At 52.6% G+C, this 22,155-nt stretch carries 18 protein-coding genes; 10 read left to right on the top strand and 8 right to left on the bottom strand.

The genetic code is table 11. The features are described 5' to 3' along the window. Positions 1-79 precede the first annotated feature (79 nt). Positions 80-931 (bottom strand): late competence protein ComER, encoded by an 852-nt coding sequence (comER, locus tag C2I18_RS05180; RefSeq protein WP_249900214.1) that lies wholly within the window; start codon positions 929-931, stop codon positions 80-82. Between the two features lie 152 nt (positions 932-1,083). Here comER and C2I18_RS05175 point away from each other — a divergent pair, with 152 nt between their 5' ends. The 6 genes from C2I18_RS05175 (at position 1,084) to C2I18_RS05150 (ending at position 7,125) form a co-directional block, all read left to right on the top strand. Continuing rightward, positions 1,084-1,815 (top strand): ComEA family DNA-binding protein, encoded by a 732-nt coding sequence (locus C2I18_RS05175; RefSeq protein WP_249900213.1) that lies wholly within the window; start codon positions 1,084-1,086, stop codon positions 1,813-1,815. An 88-nt stretch (positions 1,816-1,903) separates the two neighbouring features. Further along, positions 1,904-2,491: a TetR/AcrR family transcriptional regulator gene (locus C2I18_RS05170; protein ID WP_249900212.1), complete on the top strand. Its 588-nt coding sequence runs from the start codon at positions 1,904-1,906 to the stop codon at positions 2,489-2,491. After that, on the top strand, positions 2,488-2,991 hold the full coding sequence (locus C2I18_RS05165) for a flavodoxin family protein (RefSeq protein ID WP_249900211.1): 504 nt from the start codon (positions 2,488-2,490) through the stop codon (positions 2,989-2,991). Before C2I18_RS05170 ends, C2I18_RS05165 begins: the two co-directional genes overlap by 4 nt. Further along, on the top strand, positions 2,991-3,647 hold the full coding sequence (locus C2I18_RS05160) for an NAD(P)H-dependent oxidoreductase (protein ID WP_249900210.1): 657 nt from the start codon (positions 2,991-2,993) through the stop codon (positions 3,645-3,647). Before C2I18_RS05165 ends, C2I18_RS05160 begins: the two co-directional genes overlap by 1 nt. An 85-nt stretch (positions 3,648-3,732) precedes the next feature. Then, on the top strand, positions 3,733-4,251 hold the full coding sequence (locus C2I18_RS05155) for a deoxycytidylate deaminase (RefSeq protein WP_249900209.1): 519 nt from the start codon (positions 3,733-3,735) through the stop codon (positions 4,249-4,251). 123 nt (positions 4,252-4,374) lie between these two features. Continuing rightward, positions 4,375-7,125 carry a ComEC/Rec2 family competence protein gene (locus tag C2I18_RS05150; RefSeq protein ID WP_249900208.1) on the top strand — a complete coding sequence of 917 codons (2,751 nt, stop codon included), beginning with the start codon at positions 4,375-4,377 and terminating at the stop codon, positions 7,123-7,125. Positions 7,126-7,702: 577 nt separating this feature from the next. Here C2I18_RS05150 and nrdF read toward each other — a convergent pair. The 3 genes from nrdF to nrdI are packed head-to-tail and all read right to left on the bottom strand — an operon-like array spanning position 7,703 to position 11,130. Beyond that, positions 7,703-8,662: a class 1b ribonucleoside-diphosphate reductase subunit beta gene (nrdF, locus tag C2I18_RS05145; protein WP_249900207.1), complete on the bottom strand. Its 960-nt coding sequence runs from the start codon at positions 8,660-8,662 to the stop codon at positions 7,703-7,705. 37 nt (positions 8,663-8,699) lie between these two features. Continuing rightward, positions 8,700-10,784 (bottom strand): class 1b ribonucleoside-diphosphate reductase subunit alpha, encoded by a 2,085-nt coding sequence (gene nrdE, locus C2I18_RS05140; RefSeq protein ID WP_249900206.1) that lies wholly within the window; start codon positions 10,782-10,784, stop codon positions 8,700-8,702. Next, positions 10,771-11,130: a class Ib ribonucleoside-diphosphate reductase assembly flavoprotein NrdI gene (nrdI, locus tag C2I18_RS05135; protein WP_249900205.1), complete on the bottom strand. Its 360-nt coding sequence runs from the start codon at positions 11,128-11,130 to the stop codon at positions 10,771-10,773. Before nrdI ends, nrdE begins: the two co-directional genes overlap by 14 nt. A 922-nt stretch (positions 11,131-12,052) precedes the next feature. Here nrdI and C2I18_RS05130 point away from each other — a divergent pair. Next, the gene (locus C2I18_RS05130) at positions 12,053-12,532 is read left to right on the top strand and encodes a hypothetical protein (RefSeq protein ID WP_249900204.1); all 480 of its coding nucleotides are present in this window, start codon (positions 12,053-12,055) and stop codon (positions 12,530-12,532) included. A gap of 30 nt (positions 12,533-12,562) precedes the next feature. Here C2I18_RS05130 and C2I18_RS05125 read toward each other — a convergent pair whose 3' ends face one another. From C2I18_RS05125 to C2I18_RS05115, 3 genes are read right to left on the bottom strand one after another with little or no spacing between them, the layout of a single operon-like run. Then, entirely contained in the window at positions 12,563-14,362 is a 1,800-nt protein-coding gene (locus C2I18_RS05125; protein WP_249900203.1) for an ABC transporter ATP-binding protein, read from the bottom strand. Continuing rightward, positions 14,313-16,055, bottom strand: a complete 1,743-nt coding sequence (locus tag C2I18_RS05120) for an ABC transporter ATP-binding protein (protein WP_249900202.1) — start codon at positions 16,053-16,055, stop codon at positions 14,313-14,315. The genes C2I18_RS05125 and C2I18_RS05120 overlap by 50 nt, the downstream gene beginning before the upstream one ends. Before the next feature lie 28 nt (positions 16,056-16,083). Next, positions 16,084-17,073 carry a LacI family DNA-binding transcriptional regulator gene (locus C2I18_RS05115; protein ID WP_249900201.1) on the bottom strand — a complete coding sequence of 330 codons (990 nt, stop codon included), beginning with the start codon at positions 17,071-17,073 and terminating at the stop codon, positions 16,084-16,086. A gap of 746 nt (positions 17,074-17,819) precedes the next feature. Between C2I18_RS05115 and C2I18_RS05110 the strand changes: the two genes are divergently transcribed. The 3 genes from C2I18_RS05110 to C2I18_RS05100 all read left to right on the top strand — a co-directional run bounded on the left by C2I18_RS05110 (position 17,820) and on the right by C2I18_RS05100 (position 20,691). Then, positions 17,820-18,356, top strand: a complete 537-nt coding sequence (locus C2I18_RS05110; protein WP_249900200.1) for an RNA polymerase sigma factor — start codon at positions 17,820-17,822, stop codon at positions 18,354-18,356. Further along, positions 18,353-19,540 (top strand): hypothetical protein, encoded by a 1,188-nt coding sequence (locus C2I18_RS05105; protein WP_249900199.1) that lies wholly within the window; start codon positions 18,353-18,355, stop codon positions 19,538-19,540. The genes C2I18_RS05110 and C2I18_RS05105 overlap by 4 nt, the downstream gene beginning before the upstream one ends. A 113-nt stretch (positions 19,541-19,653) precedes the next feature. Further along, positions 19,654-20,691, top strand: a complete 1,038-nt coding sequence (locus C2I18_RS05100; RefSeq protein WP_249900198.1) for a LacI family DNA-binding transcriptional regulator — start codon at positions 19,654-19,656, stop codon at positions 20,689-20,691. A 383-nt stretch (positions 20,692-21,074) separates the two neighbouring features. Here the strand turns inward: C2I18_RS05100 and C2I18_RS05095 are convergent, their stop codons facing one another. After that, positions 21,075-22,028: a sugar kinase gene (locus C2I18_RS05095; protein WP_249900197.1), complete on the bottom strand. Its 954-nt coding sequence runs from the start codon at positions 22,026-22,028 to the stop codon at positions 21,075-21,077. Positions 22,029-22,155: the final 127 nt, after the last annotated feature.

Raw genomic sequence — 22,155 nt, 5'->3', positions numbered from 1 at the left:
AAGTGCCTGAATACGCATCGAAGCAAAGCCGCACTTTGTGGGGATATTTTGCGGGGGGCTTTGCCCATTGTGCGGACTATTAACGGTCGAGCGGGCTTTGGGCAAGACTGCTGCGTCCAAACAGCAAATCAAGCTTTTCAACATCTTCGTCGTATTTATCATGCGTCGTGGTGATCAGGCGTTCAAATACGCCCTCCAGACTGCTGCGCAGATGATTCAGCGCTTCTGCAGTGATGCCGCCGCGTACGGCAACCCGTTCCTGCAGTTCCTGTGGGGAGAAGCTGCCTTCAGTAAGCAGTTTGCCGGTGCCCAGCAGCATCTCGCCGGCCAGCCGGCTGATGAGGGCTTCATCAATACCGGTTGCCTCTACTGCGGCTTCAATCCATCTCTCGACAAAAAAACTGATGAATGCCGGTCCGCAGCTGGAAAAGTCCGATGATATCCGGGTATGATCTTCAGGGATTTCCACCGAAACACTTATGAAGGACAGCAGCCTCTGCACTATCAGCCTGTCTTGCTTGTCAAGCCTGCTGCCGAATATGCACAGGGAGCTCCCGCTCTTGACGTTGTTGGTGATGCTGGGGATAACCTTGGCGATTTTGGATGGAAGAACCGATTCCAAATGGTACAGCTGGACGGGACTGGTGATTGATACGACGATCTGGCCGCTGTTCAGGCTGGCTGCGATCTCATCCGTCAGCGTTTTGAACTCCAGGGGTTTGACGCATAAAAAGACGATATCGCTCCCGGCTGCCGTTTCTTTGTTGCTCTCGCACAGGATAATGCCGGGGTGGCGCTGCTGGAGCCGCAGCAGCCTGCCTTGGCTGCGGTTGCTGGCCAGCACCTGCTGCGGTTCAAGCGCTCCTGACGACAGAAAGGCTTCAATGAGCAGACCGCCCATACTGCCGGTTCCGATAAATCCCACCTTCATCCTGGGGTACCTCCTTTCTTTTACTGCTTTTGGCTTGCAGGATAGCTCTTCGTTAAATGTATGCGGTCTACACTTGGCCAAATGACATATTCTGGACCGGAATAAAAGAAAAATGTATAAATACTCAGTACAACCGTATAAAGGAGGCCATTATGCTGAATAAAAGAGCAATATTATCGGCTGCAGCTGCCCTATTGATCGGCGGAGGGGTGCTGTGGACAGCAGAGCGCGAGCTGGAAAAAGGGATCGCCGGATGGGAGACTCTGGACGCCTCTATGGCACAGGCTGTTGGTGTGGAGGATAGGGGAGAAAAAACGGATGCCGCTGAAGGCGGCGGGAAGGGAGAGACCGGGAAGCTGGCGGAGAGTGCGGGGAATCAGGGGCAGACCGGACCAGCAGGCGGGAGCACGGAAAGTAATGCCGGGGCCCCGGAACTGCCAGCCAGCGCAGATGCCGGAGCAGATATTGCCGGGAAAAACGAAGCGGCCGCCAGTACCGCAGCAGCGGGAACGAAACATACTGTGGATAACGGGGCCGAAGGGGCAGCAGGGAACAGTTCGGGAGGCGGAACCGGGACATTAGCAAGCGGCTGGGCGGAAGCCGCTGCGGATGCGTCCGGCAGTACTACAGACACTGGTATTTCTGCCGGCTCTGCGGCGGGCAGCACCACATCTGTCTCTGCGGACACTGAAGGAAAGATCAATGTGAATACAGCCGGAGCTGCTGAGCTGATGGAGCTGCCGGGCATTGGAGAGAAAAAGGCGCAGGCCATTATAGATTACCGAACCAGCAACGGAATGTTTCGCAGCCTGGATGATTTGGGCGAGGTAAAGGGAATTGGCCCGAAGATGCTGGAGAAGCTGGAGCCGGCGGTCATTTTTTGATGGGAAAAAGGGGACTATTTTATCTTGACACTGTCAAGATAAAGGAATATATTTACAGTGTAAAGATTGGAAAAAGGAGCACTAATCGTTGAAACAGAAACCCTATCATCATGGTGATTTACGGAACACATTGATCGAAGCCGGCATTGAACTGATTAACGAAGAAGGCCCGGGCGGGTTTTCGCTGCGCAAGGTTGCGGCCAAATGCGGGGTTAGCCACGCAGCTCCTTACAGTCATTTCAAGGATGTCCAGCAGCTGCTGGAGGCGATGGCGGATCATGTCACAGAGCAGTTTACGCTTTCTCTGCAAGCCTCGGTTGACGGACAGGATGAACCTATGTCAGCGATGGAGAAGCTGGGGACAGCCTATATTGCTTTCTTCGAGCAGCATCCGGCTTATTTTCCGTTCCTGTTCTTTCAGTCGGGGATTACGATTCAGGTAGACGGGGAAGAGGATGTTCCTCCCTATCCGCCATTTGCAGTGTTCCGGACGACAGGCTGCCGGCTGTTCCGCAGTCTGGGGCTTCCGCCCGAACGGGACGGTAAAATGCTGATGGCCTACTGGTCGCTTGTCCATGGGGTGGCCTCCCTTTTATCCAGCAGCGGCATCCGTTATTCAGGGAAGTGGCAGGAGGTATGGCAAGTCATTCTTCAATCGGGAGGAACCGAAAGATGAGACTGATTGTTCATGATCTGGCGGAGCAGGAGTATAATACTTGGCTTAAAGGCTTCAGCAGGGATACCGACGAAGTCATTGGAGAGGAGGAGACCATCCGTCATTGTGTAGGCTGCTTCGGCTGCTGGGTCCGCACTCCCGGCACCTGTGTGCTGAAGGATTCCTACACGCACATGGGCGAACGGCTCGCCGCGTGTGAGGAGTTTGTGCTCATCACCCGCAATGTGTATGGGGGATACAGCCCGTTTGTCTGCAATGTGATGAACCGGACACTGCCCTATATTCTGCCTTATTTCATAACCCGAAACGGAGAGACACATCATCAGCAGCGGTATGAGCGGCAATTCAGGTTTACGGTTCATTTTTACGGGGAAGGCATGACCGGGGCAGAATGCGGAACGGCACAGGCACTGGTCAAAGCGAATGCGCTCAATCTGGATGCTTCGGATTATTCGGTTTCTTTTCATGACTCGGTTCACAGCCTGAAGGAGGTACAGTGATGAGAATAGCACTGGTTAATGGGAGTCCCAAAGGAAAATCAAGCAACTCCGGAGTCCTCCTGGAAAAGCTTAAGCCGCTAATCTCCGAAGGCAACGAGCTGAGCCCGTACCGGGTTAACGTAAAGCCGCTAAAGCCTGAACAATACCGGGAGCTGAACGAAGCAGATGTGCTGGTGCTGGCCTTTCCGCTCTACTTTGATGCGGTTCCTTCACATTTGCTGCGGATGATGGTCGAAATGGAGGAATTCCGGCAGCAGAAGCCGGGAAATCCGGATCTTACCGTATATGCGCTGATTAACAATGGATTCTATGAAGGGCACCAGTGTACGATTGCGGCGGATATTGTACGCAACTGGTGCAGCCGCTGCGGCTTTCGCTTCGGAATGGCTGTAGGGCACGGGGCAGGGGAGATGCTCAGCTCTCTGAGCCGGGTGCCGCTGGGTAAAGGTCCGATGAAGAATCTTGGCAGGGCGCTGGATCAGCTGTCGGGCGCGATTCTCACCCGGAGCAGCAGAGATTCGCTGTTCATTCAGCCGAACTTTCCGCGTATTGCCTGGCGTCTGTCAGCCACCTATTCTTTCTGGCATCCCCAGGCGAAGAAGAACGGACTCCGGCCAAAGGAGCTGAGGAAGCAGCCTTTTTCGGGAGAGCTATGATCAAGCTGTTCTGCTTCATATTGCAACAAGGCCGCAGTGTGTTACAATAATGAACAACTATTGATGAGAAAGTGGAGAGAAGCTAATGACTGTGGCCTACCGCAAAAACTGGGATACATACTTTATGGATATTGCCTGCATGGTCTCCACCCGTTCGCGCTGTCCCCGCCGTCATGTAGGCGCTGTGCTGGTACAGGGAAAGAAGCTGCTGGGTACGGCTTATAACGGAGCGCCGATGGGGGTCCCGGACTGTTCAGAAGCAGGCTGTATGGTCTCTGAGCAGTATGAACGGGAAATCATAGACGGCGTAGAGACGATGGTGAAGAAGCAGCGCTGTATCCGCACCATTCATGCCGAGCAGAATCTGCTGCTGTTCACCGACCGGAGCGACCGGGAAGGCAGCACGGTTTATGTTACAGATGAGCCCTGCTGGACCTGCGCCAATATGCTGGCCAACAGCGGGATCGTAGAGATTGTCTATCTGCGCCCTTACCGCAAGGATATGAAGAAAGTAGAAGCCATGCTGGAATCCAAGGGCATCATCTTCCGCCAGCTGGAGCATTATGAACCGCCCAAAGAAACTATGATCACGGTCTCGGAGTAACGATAGTCTTGAACAACCGAATAGTGGAACGATGGGGAAGAACCTCTGTAATCGCAGCTGCTGCGAATGCGGGGGTTTTTTGTGCTGTCTAAACTGCAGGAGGTTATGTGAGGGGGAAGTTTGTTGAGAAGAAGGCCGCTATTAAGTTTTACGGTATGCTGGATCACGGGAAGCGCACTGGCATGCTTGTTCTCCGGCCCGGGTCTGCTGATTGTCTCGGCAGTTTGTCTGGTGCTGCTCGGAATCAGTGCCGTCTGCGGGAGACTGGGCTGGAAGTATACTGTAGTGCTTGGAATGTCGCTGGCGGCAGCGGCTCTATATTGGGAAGGGAGCGAGGACCGGAATGTCAGCCGTCTGCCGGATGTGCTGGGTTCTCCGGCAGACGGGCTGCATGAGAGTCTGGTGGAAGCTGAGGGCACCATTGTTTCTCCGGTAGAGCGGGACGGAGACCGGGTTGATTTTATGCTGAAGCTCAGCAGGATTAGAAATACTGAGGGAGGCTTAGTGGAGCAGCCTGGAATTGATTCTGAAGTTAAGAGCGCCAAGGCAGGTAGGGAGGGGGAGTCTAAGGATAAGGCTTTACAGGATGGAGAGGCCGGCGGAGAGCTTGTTGCCGTCCAGGTCAAGCTTCAGGCGGAAAGCGAAATTGCCGTGGCTGCGCAGTGGCAAAGAGGAGACCATGTGCAGCTGAACGGAGAGCTGGAGATGCCTTCCGTGGCACGCAATTTCGGCGGCTTTGATTACCGCAGCTATCTGCTTACGAAGAAAATTCACTGGCTGCTGAAAGGGGAGGGAACGGCCAGTGTGACGGCTGAACCTCCGGCCAGCTGGCGGCCATCCCGTATCCTGCGCTGGAATGACGGCGCACGTGCTGCGCTCGGTGCCGGGATGGACCGTCTATTTCAGGAGCCGCATGCCGGGTATATGAAAGGTCTGGTCATCGGAATCCAGGAGGATCTGGACCCGGAGACCTTTAAGCAATTTTCACAGCTGGGCCTTACGCATATTCTGGCGATCTCAGGGATGCATGTCGCGGTGTATGTCGGTGTAATCCTGTTCATCCTGAGGCGCTGCCGCCTGACCCGGGAGACAGCGATAACGGTGACCCTGCTGCTGGTTCCGTTATATGTACTGCTGTCCGGCACGGGGCCGTCCGTTGTACGTGCCGGCATCATGAGCATGATCGCCCTGCTTGCAGCCAGGTTTCACCTGCTGAAGGACGGGATGAATATTCTGGCTGCGGCAGCGCTGATCATGCTGGTCTGGAACCCGTATATGCTGCTCAGTGTCAGCTTTCAGCTGTCTTTTCTGGTCACCGCGGGACTGATGGTCTATACACCGCTTGCTGCAGCCTTGTTCAGACGTCTGCCCGGCTGGCTGGGAAGTTCGGTCTCGGTGACGCTGATCGCGCAGCTGGTATCTTTTCCGCTGACGGTTTATTATTTCAACCAATTCTCGCTGCTGTCCTTTGCCGCTAATCTGGTGCTGGTCCCGTTTATTACTTTTCTGGTGCTCCCGCTGGGTACACTGGCACTATTGCTTGGCCGTTTCTGGAACGGTGCTGCGCTTGCCATTGCTGAGGTTGCCGAGCTGCTGAACCGGGCTACATTTGCTGCGGTCGAATGGGTGAACGGGTTTTCAGCCGGGGTGCTGATCTGGACATCACCTTCCCTGCTGTGGATCTGTCTCTATTACGTGCTGCTCTATGGTTTGCTCTACGCAATGAAGCGGCGGGCGGAGGCCATTCTCGCTCCGCAATATATGGAGGATGAGACGAGACCGCTGGAGGAGCTTGGGCAGCCGGGCAGCGGTGGGGGCAGGAGCGGCAGGGATGGCAGGAAGGGCAGCAATGGCAGGAACATTGGCCTGCTGCCGGGAAGAAGCAGCCCGGGAGCGCCCGGTATCCGCCCGTTTCCCTTGCCTGCCGCACTGCGCTGGAGCGGGCCGGCGGCTGTGTTCTGCGCGGCCGGGATCGCACTTCTGCTGTACAAAGGCTATTACGCTGAGAAGCTGGACGGTGCGGGAACCATCAACTACCTGGATGTAGGGCAGGGCGACAGCATCCTGATCACCACGCCGGAGGGAGCGCATATTCTGGTTGATGGCGGCGGGACGCTGAGCTTCGGGAAGAAAGAGGAGTGGCGCATCCGCCGCAGCCCGTTTGAGGTCGGGGCCAAGACGTTAGTGCCGCTCCTGAAGAAGCGGGGCATCCACCGCCTGGATGCTGTGATTCTCACCCACGGGGACCAGGATCATGCAGGCGGGCTGCAGGCCGTGCTGGAAGAGATTCCGGTCTCGGCGCTGCTGTTCAACGGGACATTAGCTGACCGGGAACCTTACCGGAAGCTGATGGACACGGCACTTGCCGCGGATGTCAGGCTGTACGGCGTGCACCAGGGAATGGTGCTGGCTCCCGATGAGGCTACGCGGCTGCATTTTCTCTGGCCGGGGCCTCAGGATACCGGCCAGCCTGTACTGCCGGAAGTGGAAGAGCAGAACCACGAATCCGTTGTGTTCCGGCTGGAGATGAACGGCCGCAGCTTTCTTTTTACGGGAGATATGGATAAGGCAGCGGAGGCAGACATTGTGGCGGATGCCCGGCAGGCCGGAATCGGCCAAGGCCTACCCATTGATGTTCTGAAGGTCGCCCACCACGGCAGCAAAACCTCAACCGGCACAGCCTGGCTGAACTTCTGGAACCCCGGTGCCGCGGTCATCTCTGCGGGGGTCAACAATATGTACGGGCATCCGAATGGGGATGTGCTGGAGCGTTTGACCGATTCGGGTGCGTCCGTGTACCGGACTGACCTGCATGGAGAGATTCAGATTAAGGTGAGGAGGGAAGGGATAACGGTGAGGCATAAGCTGGAGTAGGAGGGTGGAGGGGATACGGTGAGGCGTGGGCTGGAGTAGAAGGAAGGGATAAAGTGTGGTTTTTGAATAGAGTATTTTACCGGGATAAACGAAGCCTGCTTCATTGTATTGGCCGAAAAACTGAAACGGCCGTACATAGCGCAAACTTAATAATCAACCATTTTGTGAGAAACGATTGAGTAGCGGAACTAGTTAGATGGAATTTCTCCATTTAATTCTCTGGTAAGTGCCACTTTTGCAATACTAGTGGGAAATACTCCACTTAAATGTACCAGATTGATCTCCAAAGGCGCTTATCCGTCAATTTATAGGGAAGATTTCCAACTAATTATCCATAAGGGATGAAAATGAATGGGATTAGATGGAGGAAATCCAACTAAATATTCAACGACTCTTCCTGGAGCTGACTTTCCCATAACCCTACTGCTGTCTTAGCACGTTATAACCGTCGGATATCCGCCATAATTGTATTCCCTTCTTTAGAGTCATTGATTTGCATCTGCTGCCTATCCACACTAAAAAAGTGCCCCCGGCCGCTTGATCACAAGTCTGCCGGAGACACCTTTTTAACTACGATTTAGAAGCTGAAATCCTCATCACGCAGCGGCTCGACGTTCATAGCGCGGACGTAGCCGTTGCCTTTTTTGGAGAAAAAGTCATGCTGCTTGGTATGGGTGCTGATACCATTCTGGACGATCGGGTTGATCTCTTCCTCATCGAACAGCGGGTCATGACCCAGGTTCATCATCGCCTTGTTGGCATTGTAGCGCAGGAACGCCTTCACTTCTTCTACAAGCCCGATTTGGGCGTAGATCTGTTCGGTGTACTGCTCTTCGTTACCATGCAGCAGGCGCAGCAATCCAACCAGTGTCTGGTAGACATCGCGCTGGTCGTCTTCGGACAGCTCTTCGAAAATCTCCTGGGCAAGCACACCGACATACACGCCGTGAATGCTCTCGTCACGCAGGATCAGGTCGATGATCTCGCCGCTGCAGGTCATTTTGCCCTGGCCGGCCAGGTAGAGCGGATAGAAGAAGCCGCTGTAGAACAGGTAGCTTTCCAGCAGGACAGAAGCTGCCATCGCCAGGTAAAGATCTTTAGGTGTTTCAATTTTTTTGTAATACTCGGAGATGGTCTGTGCTTTGAACTGCAGGAACGTATTGTCCTCCACCCAGCGGAAGATGCTGTCGATTTCCTCAGTCGAAGCCAGTGTCGTAAAAATACTGCTGTAGGACTTGGCATGAATCTGCTCCATCATCCCCATGAAGCCGAGCACCGCCTTGCGCTGCAAGCCGTCTACATGCTCCATGATCTGCGGCATCCCTACGCCGCCTTGCACGGTGTCGAGCAGGGTTAACCCGCCCAGCACCTTCATATAAGAGTCCTTTTCCAGATCACTCAGCGTGAGCCAGGACATTTTGTCATCGGATAATGGAATTTCGTCGTCGGTCCAGAACTGCATAATATTCTGATTCCAGAACATCAGCGAGAAGTCGTCGTCGGGACGGTTCCAGTTCACGGCTTGAATTGCGCTCATAATGGTCTAATCTCCCTTTCTGTAGCCGTACGGCCCTTTAAATCGAGCAGGTGAGGCATTCCTCGACGGACAGCTTTTTGGTCCGGGTGTAATACAGCGACTTTAGCCCTTTATGTGCCGCATACAGATAAGAGCGGGCCAGCTCGCGGGTTGAAACATCACTGTTCACGTGCAGGACTGTCGAAATCCCTTGGTCGATGTGGGGCTGGATTTCCGCAATCAGGTCAATCACCTTGAACTGGTCCATCTGATAAGCGGATTTATAGTAGAACACATTGTCCGGCTGCAGATAAGGCATCGGATAGTAAGTGGTCGAGTTAGCATAGGTACGGGTCTCGATCTGCTCCACAATCGGCATTACGCTCGATGTAGCATTCTGGATATAAGAGATGCTCGCGGTCGGCGCAATCGCCAGACGGTAAGCATGGTACAGCCCGTTCTTCATTACTGCATCGCGCAGCTGCTTCCAGTCTTCCTGAGTTGGAACATAGATGTCTGCGAACAGCTCCTGCACTCTGGCAGTGGTTGGACGATAATCGGTGGACAGGTAACGGTCAAAATAAACCCCTGTCGCATAATCCGACTCTGCGAAGCCGTAGAACGTTTCGCCGGTCTCGGCAGCGATCTCCATGCTCTTTTCAATGGAGTGGTAGTTCATCGTCATGAAGAAGGTACGCGCGAAATCACGGGCCTGCTCGCTTTCATAAGCGATCTTGTTCTTGGCCAGGTAACCGTGCAGGTTCATTACACCCAGGCCGACGGAGTGCATCTCTTTGTTCGCTTTGGCCACACCCGGTGCGTTGGAGATCGTGGTCATGTCGCTGACTGCAGTAAGGGCGAGCATGCCTTCATGTACGGATTCACGGATTTTGCCGCGCTCCATCACATTTACAATGTTCAGGGAAGCCAGGTTGCAGCTGATATCACGGCGGATAAAGTCCTCCTGGCCGTAATCGTTAATCTCCGAAGTCTCCTGCAGCTGGAAAATCTCGGTGCACAGGTTCGACATCTTGATTTGGCCGACATTTTTCAGGGCGTGGGCAGAATTGGCATTGCTCTTGTTCATAATATATGGATAGCCCGATTCGAGCTGGATCATGGCAATTTTGGTCAGCATGTCGCGTGCGCTCATGGCCACCTTTTTCTTCACGCGCGGATCAGCGAGCAGGGTATCATACATTTCGTCGAGATCCATGTCGTCCAGATGTGTTCCATAAGCCTGGTAAACCGTATATGGAGCAAATACATGCAGCGGCTGATTATCCTGTGCCAGCTTGTAGAAGCGGTTAGGCACGATCAGGCCGATGGACAACGTCTTCAGGCGTGTTCTTTCGTCGGCATTGATCTTTTTGCTGTCGAGGAATTCAAGCACGTCCCAGCCGAAAATGTTGTAGTAAGCCGCACCGGAACCCTTGCGTTGACCCATCTGGTCAGCATAGGAGAAGCCGTCTTCCATCAGCTTCAGAACAGGCATAATGCCTTTGGCTGCATCCTCAACACCTTTGATCGTCTCGCCGCGCGCGCGCAGCTTGGACAGATTGACTGCAACACCGCCGCCGATCTTGGACAGCTGCATGCAGGTGTTCAGTACATAGTTGATCGAGTTCAGCGAGTCGTCCATTTCCAGCAGGAAGCAGGAGACCATCTCGCCGCGCCGGCTCTTGCCGGCATTCAGGAAGGTCGGTGTCGCCGGCTGCAGGCGCTGTTCCATCATGGAGCGGGCCAGTGTACGTGCGGTTTCCACGTTGCCGCGTCCCAGGTGCAGGGCTACTACAGCTACGCGGTCCGGATAATGCTCAAGATATTGCTTCCGGTCATTCGTTTTGACGGCATAATCCGTATAGAACTTGGAAGCGGCCATATAAGACGGAAAGCGGAAATCATATTCATGGGCGATCCGGTAGACATCTTCCATCTCATCTGCGCTGTAACGGTCATACAGATCCTCGTAATAATCATTGGCAATCATATAATCAATTTTTGCTTTTGTATTCGTGAAAGTCAGGCTGCGCTTCTCCACATCCCGCATGAACTCGGCTACCGCTTCCTGGTCCTTATCCAGCTGGAAAAAGCCGCTTTCGTCTCTCTTCATTAACATGTTGTTCAGTTCAATATGCCGCAACCCGGCTCACCTCCTGTTTAATGCGCTCCACATCGCCATAAGTCCCTGACAGCTCGAACTTGCCGACTACCGGCACATTGTAACGTTCTGCAATCAGATCCGCGCTGTGTGCGTACAGCTCACCCCAGTTTTTGTTGCCGCTCGCGGCAATGCCCTTAAGCCTGGAATGGTTCTTCTCTAGAAAAGAAGACACCTTCTCTGGAATCTGCCCAAATCCGGTGGTGTATGTAACAAGCACATAAGGCTCGTCAATGGTCATGTGCTCTTCGATTTGAACAGCCGGCAGTTTCAGCTTATTGATGAAGCGTCTTACGTTGCCGGTTTTGGAGTCATAAGCAATCAGCATGTTCCCCAGCCTCCTATAATAACATATATCTCTTTATCCTTGCCAAGCTATAAATGAATGTTGTGCTAGATTTATATATTTAACTACTATATACACTACATTTAGGTGCATTCAATCATTTTACTACCATATGTTGAAAAGTCAATAGACTAACTGCCTATCAAAAGGGCTTGATTTTTTGAGAAAAAGGGCAATGCCAGGCCCCGCCTGCATTTTGCTCCTTCAACATTTTCCGATAAATTAAAAAAGGATTTAAGTCGGCCGGAACAGCCGTCAATCGCCTATGGGAAACGTGGAAATTTGTGTCTTACTGAATGGTCCGGCAGTGAAAGGAAAGCTTTCATTCTCCTCCTTCCAGCCCGTCTCCGCCCAATCTATAATGTTAGAAAAGTTCCGGTACGGGGGGAGGTGGAAGTGAAATTAATGGACAAGTTGGCTGTGCAGGCTGCTCTTGGGGGCGGGAGGTTTTAGCGCGGAACGGGTGATTGGAGATATGGAGGGACGGGTGAGTATGCGTAAGAATTGGGCTGAAGTAGGCGGGGGGTGGAATGAGAGGTAGGAATACCTTTGAATTAGGTTGAAGTGGGCGAATTGCTGGAGGGGAGGTAGAAGTACCCTTGAATATGGTTGAAGTGGGCAAATTGCTGGAAGGGGAGGTAGAAGTACCTTTGATTTCGGCTAAAGGGGGCAAAGTGCTGGAGTGAGAGGTAGAAGTACCTTTGATTTCGGCTGAAGCGGGCAAATTGCATAAATGAGAGGTAGAAGTACCTTTGATTTCGGCTGAAATGGGCAAAGTGCTGGAAGGGGAGGTAGAAGTACCTTTGAATTCGGCTGGAGTGGGCTAAGTGCTGGAAGGGGAGGTAGAAGTACCTTTGATTTCGGCTAAAGGGGGCAAATTGCTGGAATGAGAGATAGAAGTACCATGAGATTCCGAGTAAACGGGAAAAGTCCCGTTGAATGGCCCGAGATCGGGCCGGAGTGTGAAATCAACGGGAAAAGTCCCGTTGAATGGCCCGAGATCGGGCCGGAGTGTGAAATCAACGGGAAAAGTCCCGTTGAATGGCCCGAAATCGGGCCGGAGTGTGAAATCAACGGGAAAAGTCCCGTTGAATGGCCCGAAATCGGGCCGGAGCGTGAAATCAACGGTAAAAGTCCCGTTGAATGGCCCGAAATCGGGCCGGAGTGTGAAATCAACGGGAAAAGTCCCGTTGAATGGCCCGAAATCGGGCTGGAGCTTGAAATCAACGGGAAAAGTCCCGTTGAATGGCCCGAAATCAGGCCGGAGTGTAAGATCAACGGGAAAAGTCCCGTTGAGTGGCCCAAAATCGGGCCGGAGGCAGGCCGCACATCCCGAGCATATGCAAAAATCCCCCAAGCACAACCGTGCCCGGGGGATTTTTGAAGATCGGCAAGGGGATGTGGAGCCCCATCACTAACTCAGCACATGCTCCCTGCTCTCCTTCAGCAGCTTGGCATAATAGCCGTCCCGTTCCAGCAGTTCGCGGGGAGCGCCGGATTCCGCGACCCGGCCGTCCTTCATCGCGATGATCAGGTCAGCCCCGGCGATGGTGGACAGCCGGTGGGCGATGATCAGCGTAGTCCGTTCAAGCGCCACATTGTCGATCGCCTTCTGGATCAGCTTCTCCGTATAGGTATCGATGTTGGCGGTTGCTTCATCCAGGACGAAGATCGCCGGATCATGGGCGATGGCCCTGGCGAAGGAGATCAGCTGGCGCTGGCCGGCCGACAACGTTCCGCCCCGTTCTGTAACAGGTTCATCGATCCCGGCCGGATAATCCCGGACGAACTGTTCGGCGCAGGAGGCCCGCAGTGCCTCCTGCACGGTGTGCTCCTCAATCTCATCTCCAAGGGTAATATTATCGCGGATCGTACCGGAGAACAGAAATACCTCCTGAAGCACAACAGAGATATTACGCCGCAGATCATCCAGCCTAATATCGTTCACATTGACACCGTCAATGAGGATTTGACCCTTCTGCACCCGGTAGAAGCCGTTGATCAAGCTGATAATCGTCGTTTTCCCCGCCCCGGTCTCCCCAATAAAAGCTGCCGTCTGCCCTCTCCGTATCACAAAGCTGACATCCTTCAGCACCCAATCGCTGTCCTTGTAGGAGAACCATACATTCCGGAATTCAATTTTTCCCTTCAGGCGGTCCACAGGGATTCCGGCATCCGGCTGCTCCAGCCGTTCTTCTTCCCGGATCAGCTCAAAAATTCGCTCGGTAGACACCAGCGCCGATTGGATCGAGGTATATTTGTCCGCAAGATCGGAGACAGGAGCGAAGAACTGCCTGATATACGTCGTGAACGCATACAGCACGCCAACCTGCAGGGCACCGCCGGAAATCTGGCCCACACTGTACCAGACCAGGATAGCGATCGCGAGACTCTGGAACATGTCGGATGCCGGCTTCAGGATGCTGTTCAGACGGACCTGAATGAGCGTAGTGTTAAAATAATCGCCGTTCAGCTTCAGGAACTGGGCTTCCTTTTCTTTTTCCGCGCGAAAGATCTGAATGACCCGCATCCCGGAAATGCTCTCTGCAATGTAACCGTTGATCTGCCCGATGTAATGCTTCATATTATAGAAGTTCTGTTTGATTTTGTTCTTAATGAACCAGACGAGAAGGACCATCACCGGGATGACTGTAAAAGAAACCAGCGTCAGCTTCGGGCTGAGCATCAGCATGGTATAGATAATACCGGCCAGCAGCAGTACATCTTTTACTAGAGAAATAATGACATCAGTATACAGATCGCTGATCTCGGAGGTGTCGTTCGTGGCCCGGGTAATCAGCCGGCCGGAGGAGGTCCGGTCCAGATAGGGCAGCGGAAGCCGTTCAATGATCGAAAAGACCCGCACCCGCAGATCGTGAACCAGGCTTTGTCCGGCCTTGCCGACAATCAGTGCCTGAAGATAGGAAAAAACGGAGCCGGCAGCAGAGACCGCCATATAGATGAACGCCAGGCCAAGGATGGAATCCAGGCCGTTCTCCGCCGCGCCGCCGATCAGAAAGTGGTCGATGACGCGCTGAAGCAGCAGCGGCTGGAGCAGGAGAGCCCCATTCACCACCACCACACAGAGACAGGCGAGCATCAGCTGAAACTTATACGGCGCAGATAACCGCAGCAGCAGCTTCACTGCCCCTGCTTCAGGCTTTTTAGGAGATTGCCGGCTGATCTTCTTCATGCTGTTCGGTGTAGATATCAAAGTACAGGCCCCCTTTCTGCAGCAGCTGCTCATGCGTTCCGCGTTCGGCAATAACGCCTTTATCAAGCACGATAATTTCATCCGCCTCCATAATGCCTGACACCCGGTGGGAGATGAGAATATTGGTTTTGCCTTTGCGGGTCTGCCGCAGATTGGCCAGAATTTGACCCTCCGTAACGGCATCGACCGCTGAGAGCGCATCATCCAGAATAAGTACAGAAGGTTTGCGGATCAGGGCGCGTGCGATCGCCATCCGCTGCTTTTGTCCGCCTGACAGATTGACGCCGCGTTCACCCAGAATCGTGTCATAGCCGCCAGGAAACCCCTCGATACTGTCTGCAATCATGGAGAGCCCGGCGGCCTGACGAACCTCATCATCGCTGTACCCTTCCTTGAAAAAAGCGATATTATCTTTCACTGTAGCGGCAAACACAAACGTATCCTGCGGAACATATCCGATTCCTTCACGCAAAGCGTCCAGCGCATACTGGTTCACATCCCTGCCGTCAAGCGAGATCATCCCGGGTTCTGTGTTATAAAGACGCAGGAGAAGAGCGGCAAGTGTGCTTTTGCCTGAGCCGGAGCGGCCGGTAATGCCCAGGGTATGCCCTTTGGGAAGCGTGAGGGTAATATCATGGAGTGCAGGCGTGTCAGAGCCGTCATATTGAAAAGTAAGATGATGCAGCTCCACAGCACCGTCAGGACGGGTCTGCACCGCTTGCGGAGCATCGGCAATCCCAGGCTGAACGCCCAAAATTTCATGCAGACGGCCTAGAGAGGCGATTCCCCGCTGAAAAATCGTAACAATTCTGCCTATGGACACAATAGGGCTGACGATCAGGCTTAAGTACCCGTTAAAAGCAACAAAGTCACCGACACTGATCTCCCCCCTCAGCACCATAGTGCTGCCATAAGCCAGATTGATCACAAAGCAGACGGCAAAACCGAACTCGATCATGGCCGGAAGGGCGGCGGAAATTCTGATGAGGTTGAGATTGGCCTGCTTCATCCGGCTGCTCAGTTCGCTGAACCGTTCCATCTCCGCACGCTCCTGCACGTAGGCCTTGATGACACGGATACCTGAGATATTTTCCTGTACACGGTCGGATACGGCCCCGAATTGCTCCTGCACCGTTCTGAAGCGGGTCTGCACCTTGCGGCTGCTGATCAGCATCAGCACAATAATGAAGGGCAGGGGAGCGAGCGTGAAGAAAGTAAGACGTGCATCGACAGTAGCGAACATGAAGTAGATTGAGGAGATGCAGACGATGATTCCGTTAAAAGACATCGCCGTCGCCGGACCGAAGGTCATCCGCACCGCTGAAATGTCATTGATGGCATAGGCGATCAGGTCGCCTGTTTTGCGCGTGTTATAGAAGGAAGGAGAGAGCTTCAGCAGATGCCGGACCAGCTCTTCGCGGAAATAACATTCCAGGTTACGTGCGTTAACGATAATGATGTTTCTCCATATAAAAGTACAGACAAAAACCCCGGCGGCAATCAGCAGCATCCACAGCACCTGGCGCATGACTTCCCGGACTTCAAAGCCGCTGTTCTTCATCAGATCCACCGTACTCCCCAGCACCTTCGGGAATAAAGTCTGAATAAACGAAGCAGCGAACATGAACGTAAATCCGATGATATAGCTGAGCTTACGGGTGTTGAAGAAGTGCCGCAGTACAGAAGAATTCATGAATTCCCCACCTTTTGTAAAGCACAGATTAGATCGTTCTTACAGACTCTCTTTCTACAAGCGTACTCAGAATGGCAATGTTCTCGGCAGGCTTCAGCGGGTCGGCAATCCGTTTGAGCAGCGTGGCTACAACTGTGCGGCAGGAATATTCGATATTCAAATCCATAGTGGTCAGCGCGGGCAGCGAAAAGGCGGACACCTCCGTATTGCCGCTGCTGAGAATTGACACATCCTCCGGCACGTTAAGACCGCGCTCCCGCAGCCCCCGGATCAGCTCAACGGCGGTGTGGTCATGATCACAAATGATAGCAGTCGGCAGCAGCCCTTCCGTAATCAGTCCGGACAGTCTGCTTTCCACCGCTTCACCCCGCTCCCAAAAAAGCGTCCCGTCAACAGGCAGCCCATGCTCTTCAAGGGCGGAGGTAATGCCTGTTTTCTTTTCCTTGTTCCGGTAAGCGCTGAGGTCGCCGATAAATCCGATCCGGGTATGCCCGCGGTCGATCAGATATTTACACTGCTTGTAGCCGGCATGGAGGAAGCTGAACCATACGCTGTCGTAATCATAGGCCGGAGAATAGCCCAGATACAGAATCAGATTCGGAATCTCCCTCTGGATAAGGGAAATGTAGTCTGCGTTGAACCTGCCGATAAAGATCACTCCGTCGAATTTGAAACCCTTGCTTAAACGATAGGGCAGGATGAGCCTGCTCTGTTTGTCCTTATCCACAAATTCAATGCTGTAGTCCGTGTCCGCCTGCTGGAGCGCCTCCTCAATGCCCTGTACCATGTAGCTGAAATTGCTGTTATCGTGCTGGTAAGGCTTCTGGTGCAGGACCAGGATTCTTGCTGGAGTCTGCCTTCTCGGCTTGACATAACCCATCTCGGCCGCTTTTGCTGTAATCTTTGCCCTCTGTTCATCGCTGATCCCCGGCTGATTCGCCAGTGCTCTGCTGACCGAAACCGTAGACAATCCCAGAGCCTTGGCGATATGGGTGATGGTCACTTTTTTTGTCCTCAAAAGAATCCCCCGCTTTGCTGCAAGTGCAGCAGCTTTTACTTAATCGTAGTTATTATATTCCTGTATTACACTGGTAACAACGGATAAAAACGATAAAAATAACGAAAAAAATAGACTTATTTTACGTTGAAATTAAGTAATTTTGTATTGCTGATATTTCTGAGGATAAAATGGGGGGCGGGTTCTATTTCACTTTCTGCAGCAGATTTCCACAGATTCGGGCGGAAAATGTTTTCAGGGAGCACGTACCGACCAGCTAAGTGGAATTTCTCCATCTAATTATTCGGAAAATACCGGTAGTGCAACACTAGTGGGAAAAACTCCACTTAATTGTGCTTGATAAGCTTCTAAAGACCTTTTTCCGTCCAAATAGCTGGAGAATTTCCAACTAAAGATCATAAATGTTCAAAATGGAGAGGATTAGATGGAGGAAATCCAACTGAGGCCCTGCAGCTTTCACCCAAAAGCAGGCTTTAGCACAATTAATCATAGATCAGCAGATTTACATGTGTTATATCAGAATGAATAATATCGCACATTGTTGAACGTTCCTGATGCACGAAAATACAATCACTCGATGAGTGGAGACTTCACAAGGGGCACGAATGAATGTACCTTGCAGCAGGTTTGGTATACAGCGTAAATACATAACTTTTTTGCGTTAAAAATTTTGTTGATTATCTTGGGAAAAAGAGGGAACCAAAGGCGGCCTGAAGAGTCTTATTGGGCAAGAGGTGAGAGAGGATATGCAAAGTGAAGAACTGCCTTACGCAATGGCTTATACGCCGGCTTTGACGCTGCGGGAGATGATGGAGACCTATGGATCGGATGTGTGGCATTATGCGTTTTTTCTGACCCGCAGCCGGGAGCAGGCGAATGACATCAGCCAGGAGGTGTTCCTGAAGGCCTACCGGAATATCGGCAAATATCGCGGGAACGCGACCTTGAAAACCTGGCTGCTGACGATCACACGCAATACCGCCTTCAGCTGGAGGCGAAGCAGCTTCTGGCGCCGGTTTGCTCCGCTGGGGAACGGGCAGGCTCCCGGACAGGCGTTATCTGCGGAAAAAGAGGCGATCAGCAACCAGTATGTCAACCGGATCTGGGAGCTGATTATGGAACTGCCTGACAAGCACCGGGAAGTGCTGGTGCTGGAAATCCAGCAGGGGCTGTCGACCGGAGAAATGGCGCAGCTGCTTGGTGTGGCGGAAGGAACGGTCAAATCCCGTCTGTCCCGGGCCAGGGACAACATGAGAAAGGCGCTGGAGGAGGATGAACGATGATGAACAAAGAGACGGCAAATGCATCAAACACGGGAAATGACACCCCGGAATGGATATGGCAGGCCAAACGGCAGGGTCCGTTTCAGAAGGACGGCTTCACCCCGGAGCTGATGGCCCGGATCGAGCTGGCAGCGGAGAAACGCTCTGCGGCCGGCAGGAGGCTTCTATCGCCTAAAAGTTTCAGTATCGCCGGATTGTCAGCCATCCTCCTGTTCGGAATTCTGGTCTGGCCGATGGGCGGATTGGGAAAGGGCGGTTATAGCGAACGGATCGCTACCCTGTTCAAAGATCCTGCATCTGCTGCTGTGCAGCCGTCAGCCTCACCGTCGGCTTCTCCTTCATCGGCGTCGCAGGGGCTTAGATCGAATATGAGCACTGCAAAGTTTCAATTTGGAGGGGAACAATATTACATGCCTGTATCACATGCCACAAACAAGAGTCGTGCGAAAGCTGTGGAAACAGAGCTGGGTATAGTATGGTCTCCACCCCCGCCTATGGAGAATTACCTGAAGCAGAATTACACCCATAATACCGAGCCGTACACCCTGTACCTGACGCCAAAAGGTCATTCAGAGCTGTCCGTCGAAACGGCTCATAGGCTGTATACCTTCCCGCTGTATGCCGGCGGTGCGCAGACCTATTATGAATTAGGCTACATTCTTGGTGCGGGAGATTACCTGCTATTTACTCACGGGTCTTACACCCTGGGAAGAGAAAAAGCGGAAAGTCTTAACACGGCCACAGTTTCAGCAATTAATCTTAGAAAAGCAGCTGCGGGAGAAATAACGGCTCCTAAGGATCTTTTTACAATCAATAATACATTATTCACCTTGTACAAAGCATTTGTAGCTGTGGATCAGGACAGGGAAGAACTGCTGATGGTGGACTACAAGGAGGATGGACAAGGTGGAGTTACCCAAGTGGCCGAGTTGTATGATGTTGCTTCAGGGAGTAAGCGGGTGGTCACAGGAACAGTTACTACAGAGGAAAGGATTCGGACTGTAAAGGAGTATTATAATAAACTTGCTATTGATAAAGAAGTGAAGTATTATGTGGCACATTATGAAGTTAATGGTGAGGAACGCGAGATAGAAATCAGCATGCTGACCGGCCAGCAGTGGCTTGAAGATTGGTGGCTCGAGGAATACGGTGAAAAGTATGATCCGTCAAAGTTCGTCAATTAAGACGCATTCCGCCTCATAAATATTGATTACTAGATAATTTACTAAAAAAAAGCTATACTTTTGATAATATCAAAGGTATGGCTTTTTTTATTTGAAGAAGTGGAGCGGACAAGATGAAGAAGCTGACGATTGAAGATGTGGCCCAGAGGGCGGGAGTGTCGAAGAGCACGGTCTCGCAATTTTTGAATAAACGGTTTAAATATATGAGCGAGGCGACGAAGAACCGGATTGCGGATGTCATTGAGGAGCTGAATTATCAGCCGAACGGACTGGCCCGCAGCCTGAAGCAGAACCGGACGCATATGGTCGGAATCATTGTCGCCAATATCGATTATTCGCTGTCCATACAGTGCATCCGGGCGATTGAGAATGAGCTGCAGCGGCACGGAATCCAGGTCATTATCTGCAATTCTGACGAGAATGCCGACAAAGAGAATACCTATGTGGAGACGCTGGTGGCCCGTCAGGTGGACGGCCTGATCATATTTCCTGCCGGGAATGACCCGGCAGCCTATACCCGGCTGCTTGAGGCGGAATATCCGCTCGTCCTGATGGACCGGCTGGTGGAGGGCGTTACTACCCGCAGCCTGCTGCTCGATAACGAAATGGCGGTGAAGACGGCGGTTAAGGAGCTTACCCGGCACGGCCATGAGGACATCGCGATCCTGTCGCTGCCGCTCGGCGAACATGCCATCACTCCGCGCAAAGAAAGAATGAGCGGCTATAAGAAGGCCATGGAAGAGGCGGGGGTGCCACTCAATGACCTGTACATGCGCAGTGTCCCGAGGGAAGAAATCTCTGCAGCGCTGGATGAGCTGCTCAGATTGCCGCAGCCGCCGACGGCGCTGCTCGCCGCCAATGATCTCGTATTAGGGGAGATCCTCAAATACGCCAACCGCCATGCCATCGCCATCCCCGGCGAGCTGTCCGTCATCGGCATTGATGACGCCGAGTTCGCAAGGATTTATAATCCGGCGATCACAACGATCCGCCAGCCTGCCTACGAGATGGGCATGCAGGCAGCCAAGATCATGCTGTCACTGATCGAGGATCAGGACGACTCTGTGCCGATTACTTACCGTTTTCCTCCGGCGCTTCAGCTGGGCCAATCTGTCCAGCAGCCGGCTCAAGGGAAACAAACCGGTTTATAATTGAACAGCAAAAAGCCCCTCACAGTTCCCATTCAACTGTGAGGGGCTTTTTGAGTTCATGATGTTGCGGAGCCGAGCATCAGGCCAGAAAAAAGGTACTCCAACACTTAACTCGATTTTCTCCGCCTAATTCAAGGACTTTTCGTCATCTGCGGGAATTAGCTGGAAATCCTCCACCTATTGTGGCTCATAACCCGCCTTAGTGATGAAATCAGAACATTTAAGTGGAGTTTTTCCAACTAACTGCGCAACTCCAGCGAATGAGCGAGAATTAGATGGAGAAATTCGACTTAGATTAATCAGAGTACGCTGTTATGAGCCACTTTTTATAATAAATGTTTGGATAATAATTGAATGATATCCTTGAGCGTAATTGGCGCCTTTTACACGCCGCCGTTCATAAACTTCTCCAGCTTGTCGCGGCTCGGCAGTCCGTCCATATCTCCCGGCGACATTACGGCCAAGGCACCGATGGCATTGCCGCGTTTTACGGCCTCAGCTACAGTCAGACTCTCCAGCATGGCGCTGATCACGCCAACGGCAAAACCGTCTCCGGCGCCGACCGTATCGACAACCTCCTCCACCTTGAAGCCCTCAACATAACCCTCTTCCCCGGCAGAATTCTTGTAGTAAGCGCCTTCAGGTCCAAGCTTGATCACAACAAGGGATACGCCGCGTTCCAGGTAGTAGCCGGCAATCTCTTCCGGAGTATCCAGACCAGTCAGGATTTTACCCTCGCCGAGTCCAGGGAGGAACCAGTCACAGCGGGTAGCCAGGTCGTTGATGGTGTTTACCATTGTTTCCTGATTAGGCCACAGCGTCGGGCGCAAGTTGGGGTCAAGAGAGACTGTCTTGCCGTTCTTCTTCATGAATTCCATGGCATGCAGCGAGAACTCATGACAGGTCTTGGAGAGTGCGGAAGAAATGCTTGTCACATGCAGATGCCCGGCAGCTGCGAAATAAGATTCATCAAAGTCGGCCAGGCTGAGCTTGGAAGCTGCAGAGTTTTTGCGGAAATATTCAACCTTCGGGTCACCGGTGAGCACCTTGGATTTGATCAGCATCCCGGTCGGGGATTCTTTGGTGTACGTGATGCTGTCTGTATCAATTCCTTCCTTGTTCAGCGCAAGGGCGATAAACTGGCCGAAATTGTCCTCCCCAAGCTTGGTAACATATCCGGTCTTGTGCTCAAGCCGGGAAAGCCCTGTCGCGACATTGCTCTCCGCTCCCGCCAGTGCCTTGGAGAAAGAAGTAACCTCATGCAGAGGACCGGCTTCATTGGCATAAAACATCGCCATCGGCTCCCCGAATGTAACTGCGTTCAGCTGTTTGCTCATTAATATTCCTCCTCAGGGCATCTATAAGTCCCTGTATTAAGATGTGTACTTTGAAATTATCACATAAATCGGTTTTGTACAATGCTGCATTGCCTTTAGTGCAGACCATTTGAACATCTATAAAGGA

Source organism: Paenibacillus sp. PK3_47 (assembly GCF_023520895.1).
Classification (GTDB): Bacteria; Bacillota; Bacilli; order Paenibacillales; family Paenibacillaceae; genus Paenibacillus_AQ.
The sequence above is the reverse complement of the archived record's forward strand: the minus strand, read 5'-3'. Positions and strand labels throughout refer to the sequence as shown.

Bases quoted from the DNA above. Each gene is read 5' to 3' on its own strand.
- comER (WP_249900214.1), bottom strand. From the start codon at position 931: ATGAAGGTGGGATTTATCGGAACCGGCAGTATGGGCGGTCTGCTCATT.
- C2I18_RS05175 (WP_249900213.1), top strand. From the start codon at position 1,084: ATGCTGAATAAAAGAGCAATATTATCGGCTGCAGCTGCCCTATTGATC.
- C2I18_RS05165 (WP_249900211.1), top strand. From the start codon at position 2,488: ATGAGACTGATTGTTCATGATCTGGCGGAGCAGGAGTATAATACTTGG.
- C2I18_RS05160 (WP_249900210.1), top strand. From the start codon at position 2,991: ATGAGAATAGCACTGGTTAATGGGAGTCCCAAAGGAAAATCAAGCAAC.
- C2I18_RS05155 (WP_249900209.1), top strand. From the start codon at position 3,733: ATGACTGTGGCCTACCGCAAAAACTGGGATACATACTTTATGGATATT.
- nrdF (WP_249900207.1), bottom strand. From the start codon at position 8,662: ATGAGCGCAATTCAAGCCGTGAACTGGAACCGTCCCGACGACGACTTC.
- nrdI (WP_249900205.1), bottom strand. From the start codon at position 11,130: ATGCTGATTGCTTATGACTCCAAAACCGGCAACGTAAGACGCTTCATC.
- C2I18_RS05130 (WP_249900204.1), top strand. From the start codon at position 12,053: ATGAGATTCCGAGTAAACGGGAAAAGTCCCGTTGAATGGCCCGAGATC.
- C2I18_RS05120 (WP_249900202.1), bottom strand. From the start codon at position 16,055: ATGAATTCTTCTGTACTGCGGCACTTCTTCAACACCCGTAAGCTCAGC.
- C2I18_RS05110 (WP_249900200.1), top strand. From the start codon at position 17,820: ATGCAAAGTGAAGAACTGCCTTACGCAATGGCTTATACGCCGGCTTTG.
- C2I18_RS05105 (WP_249900199.1), top strand. From the start codon at position 18,353: ATGATGAACAAAGAGACGGCAAATGCATCAAACACGGGAAATGACACC.
- C2I18_RS05100 (WP_249900198.1), top strand. From the start codon at position 19,654: ATGAAGAAGCTGACGATTGAAGATGTGGCCCAGAGGGCGGGAGTGTCG.
- C2I18_RS05095 (WP_249900197.1), bottom strand. From the start codon at position 22,028: ATGAGCAAACAGCTGAACGCAGTTACATTCGGGGAGCCGATGGCGATG.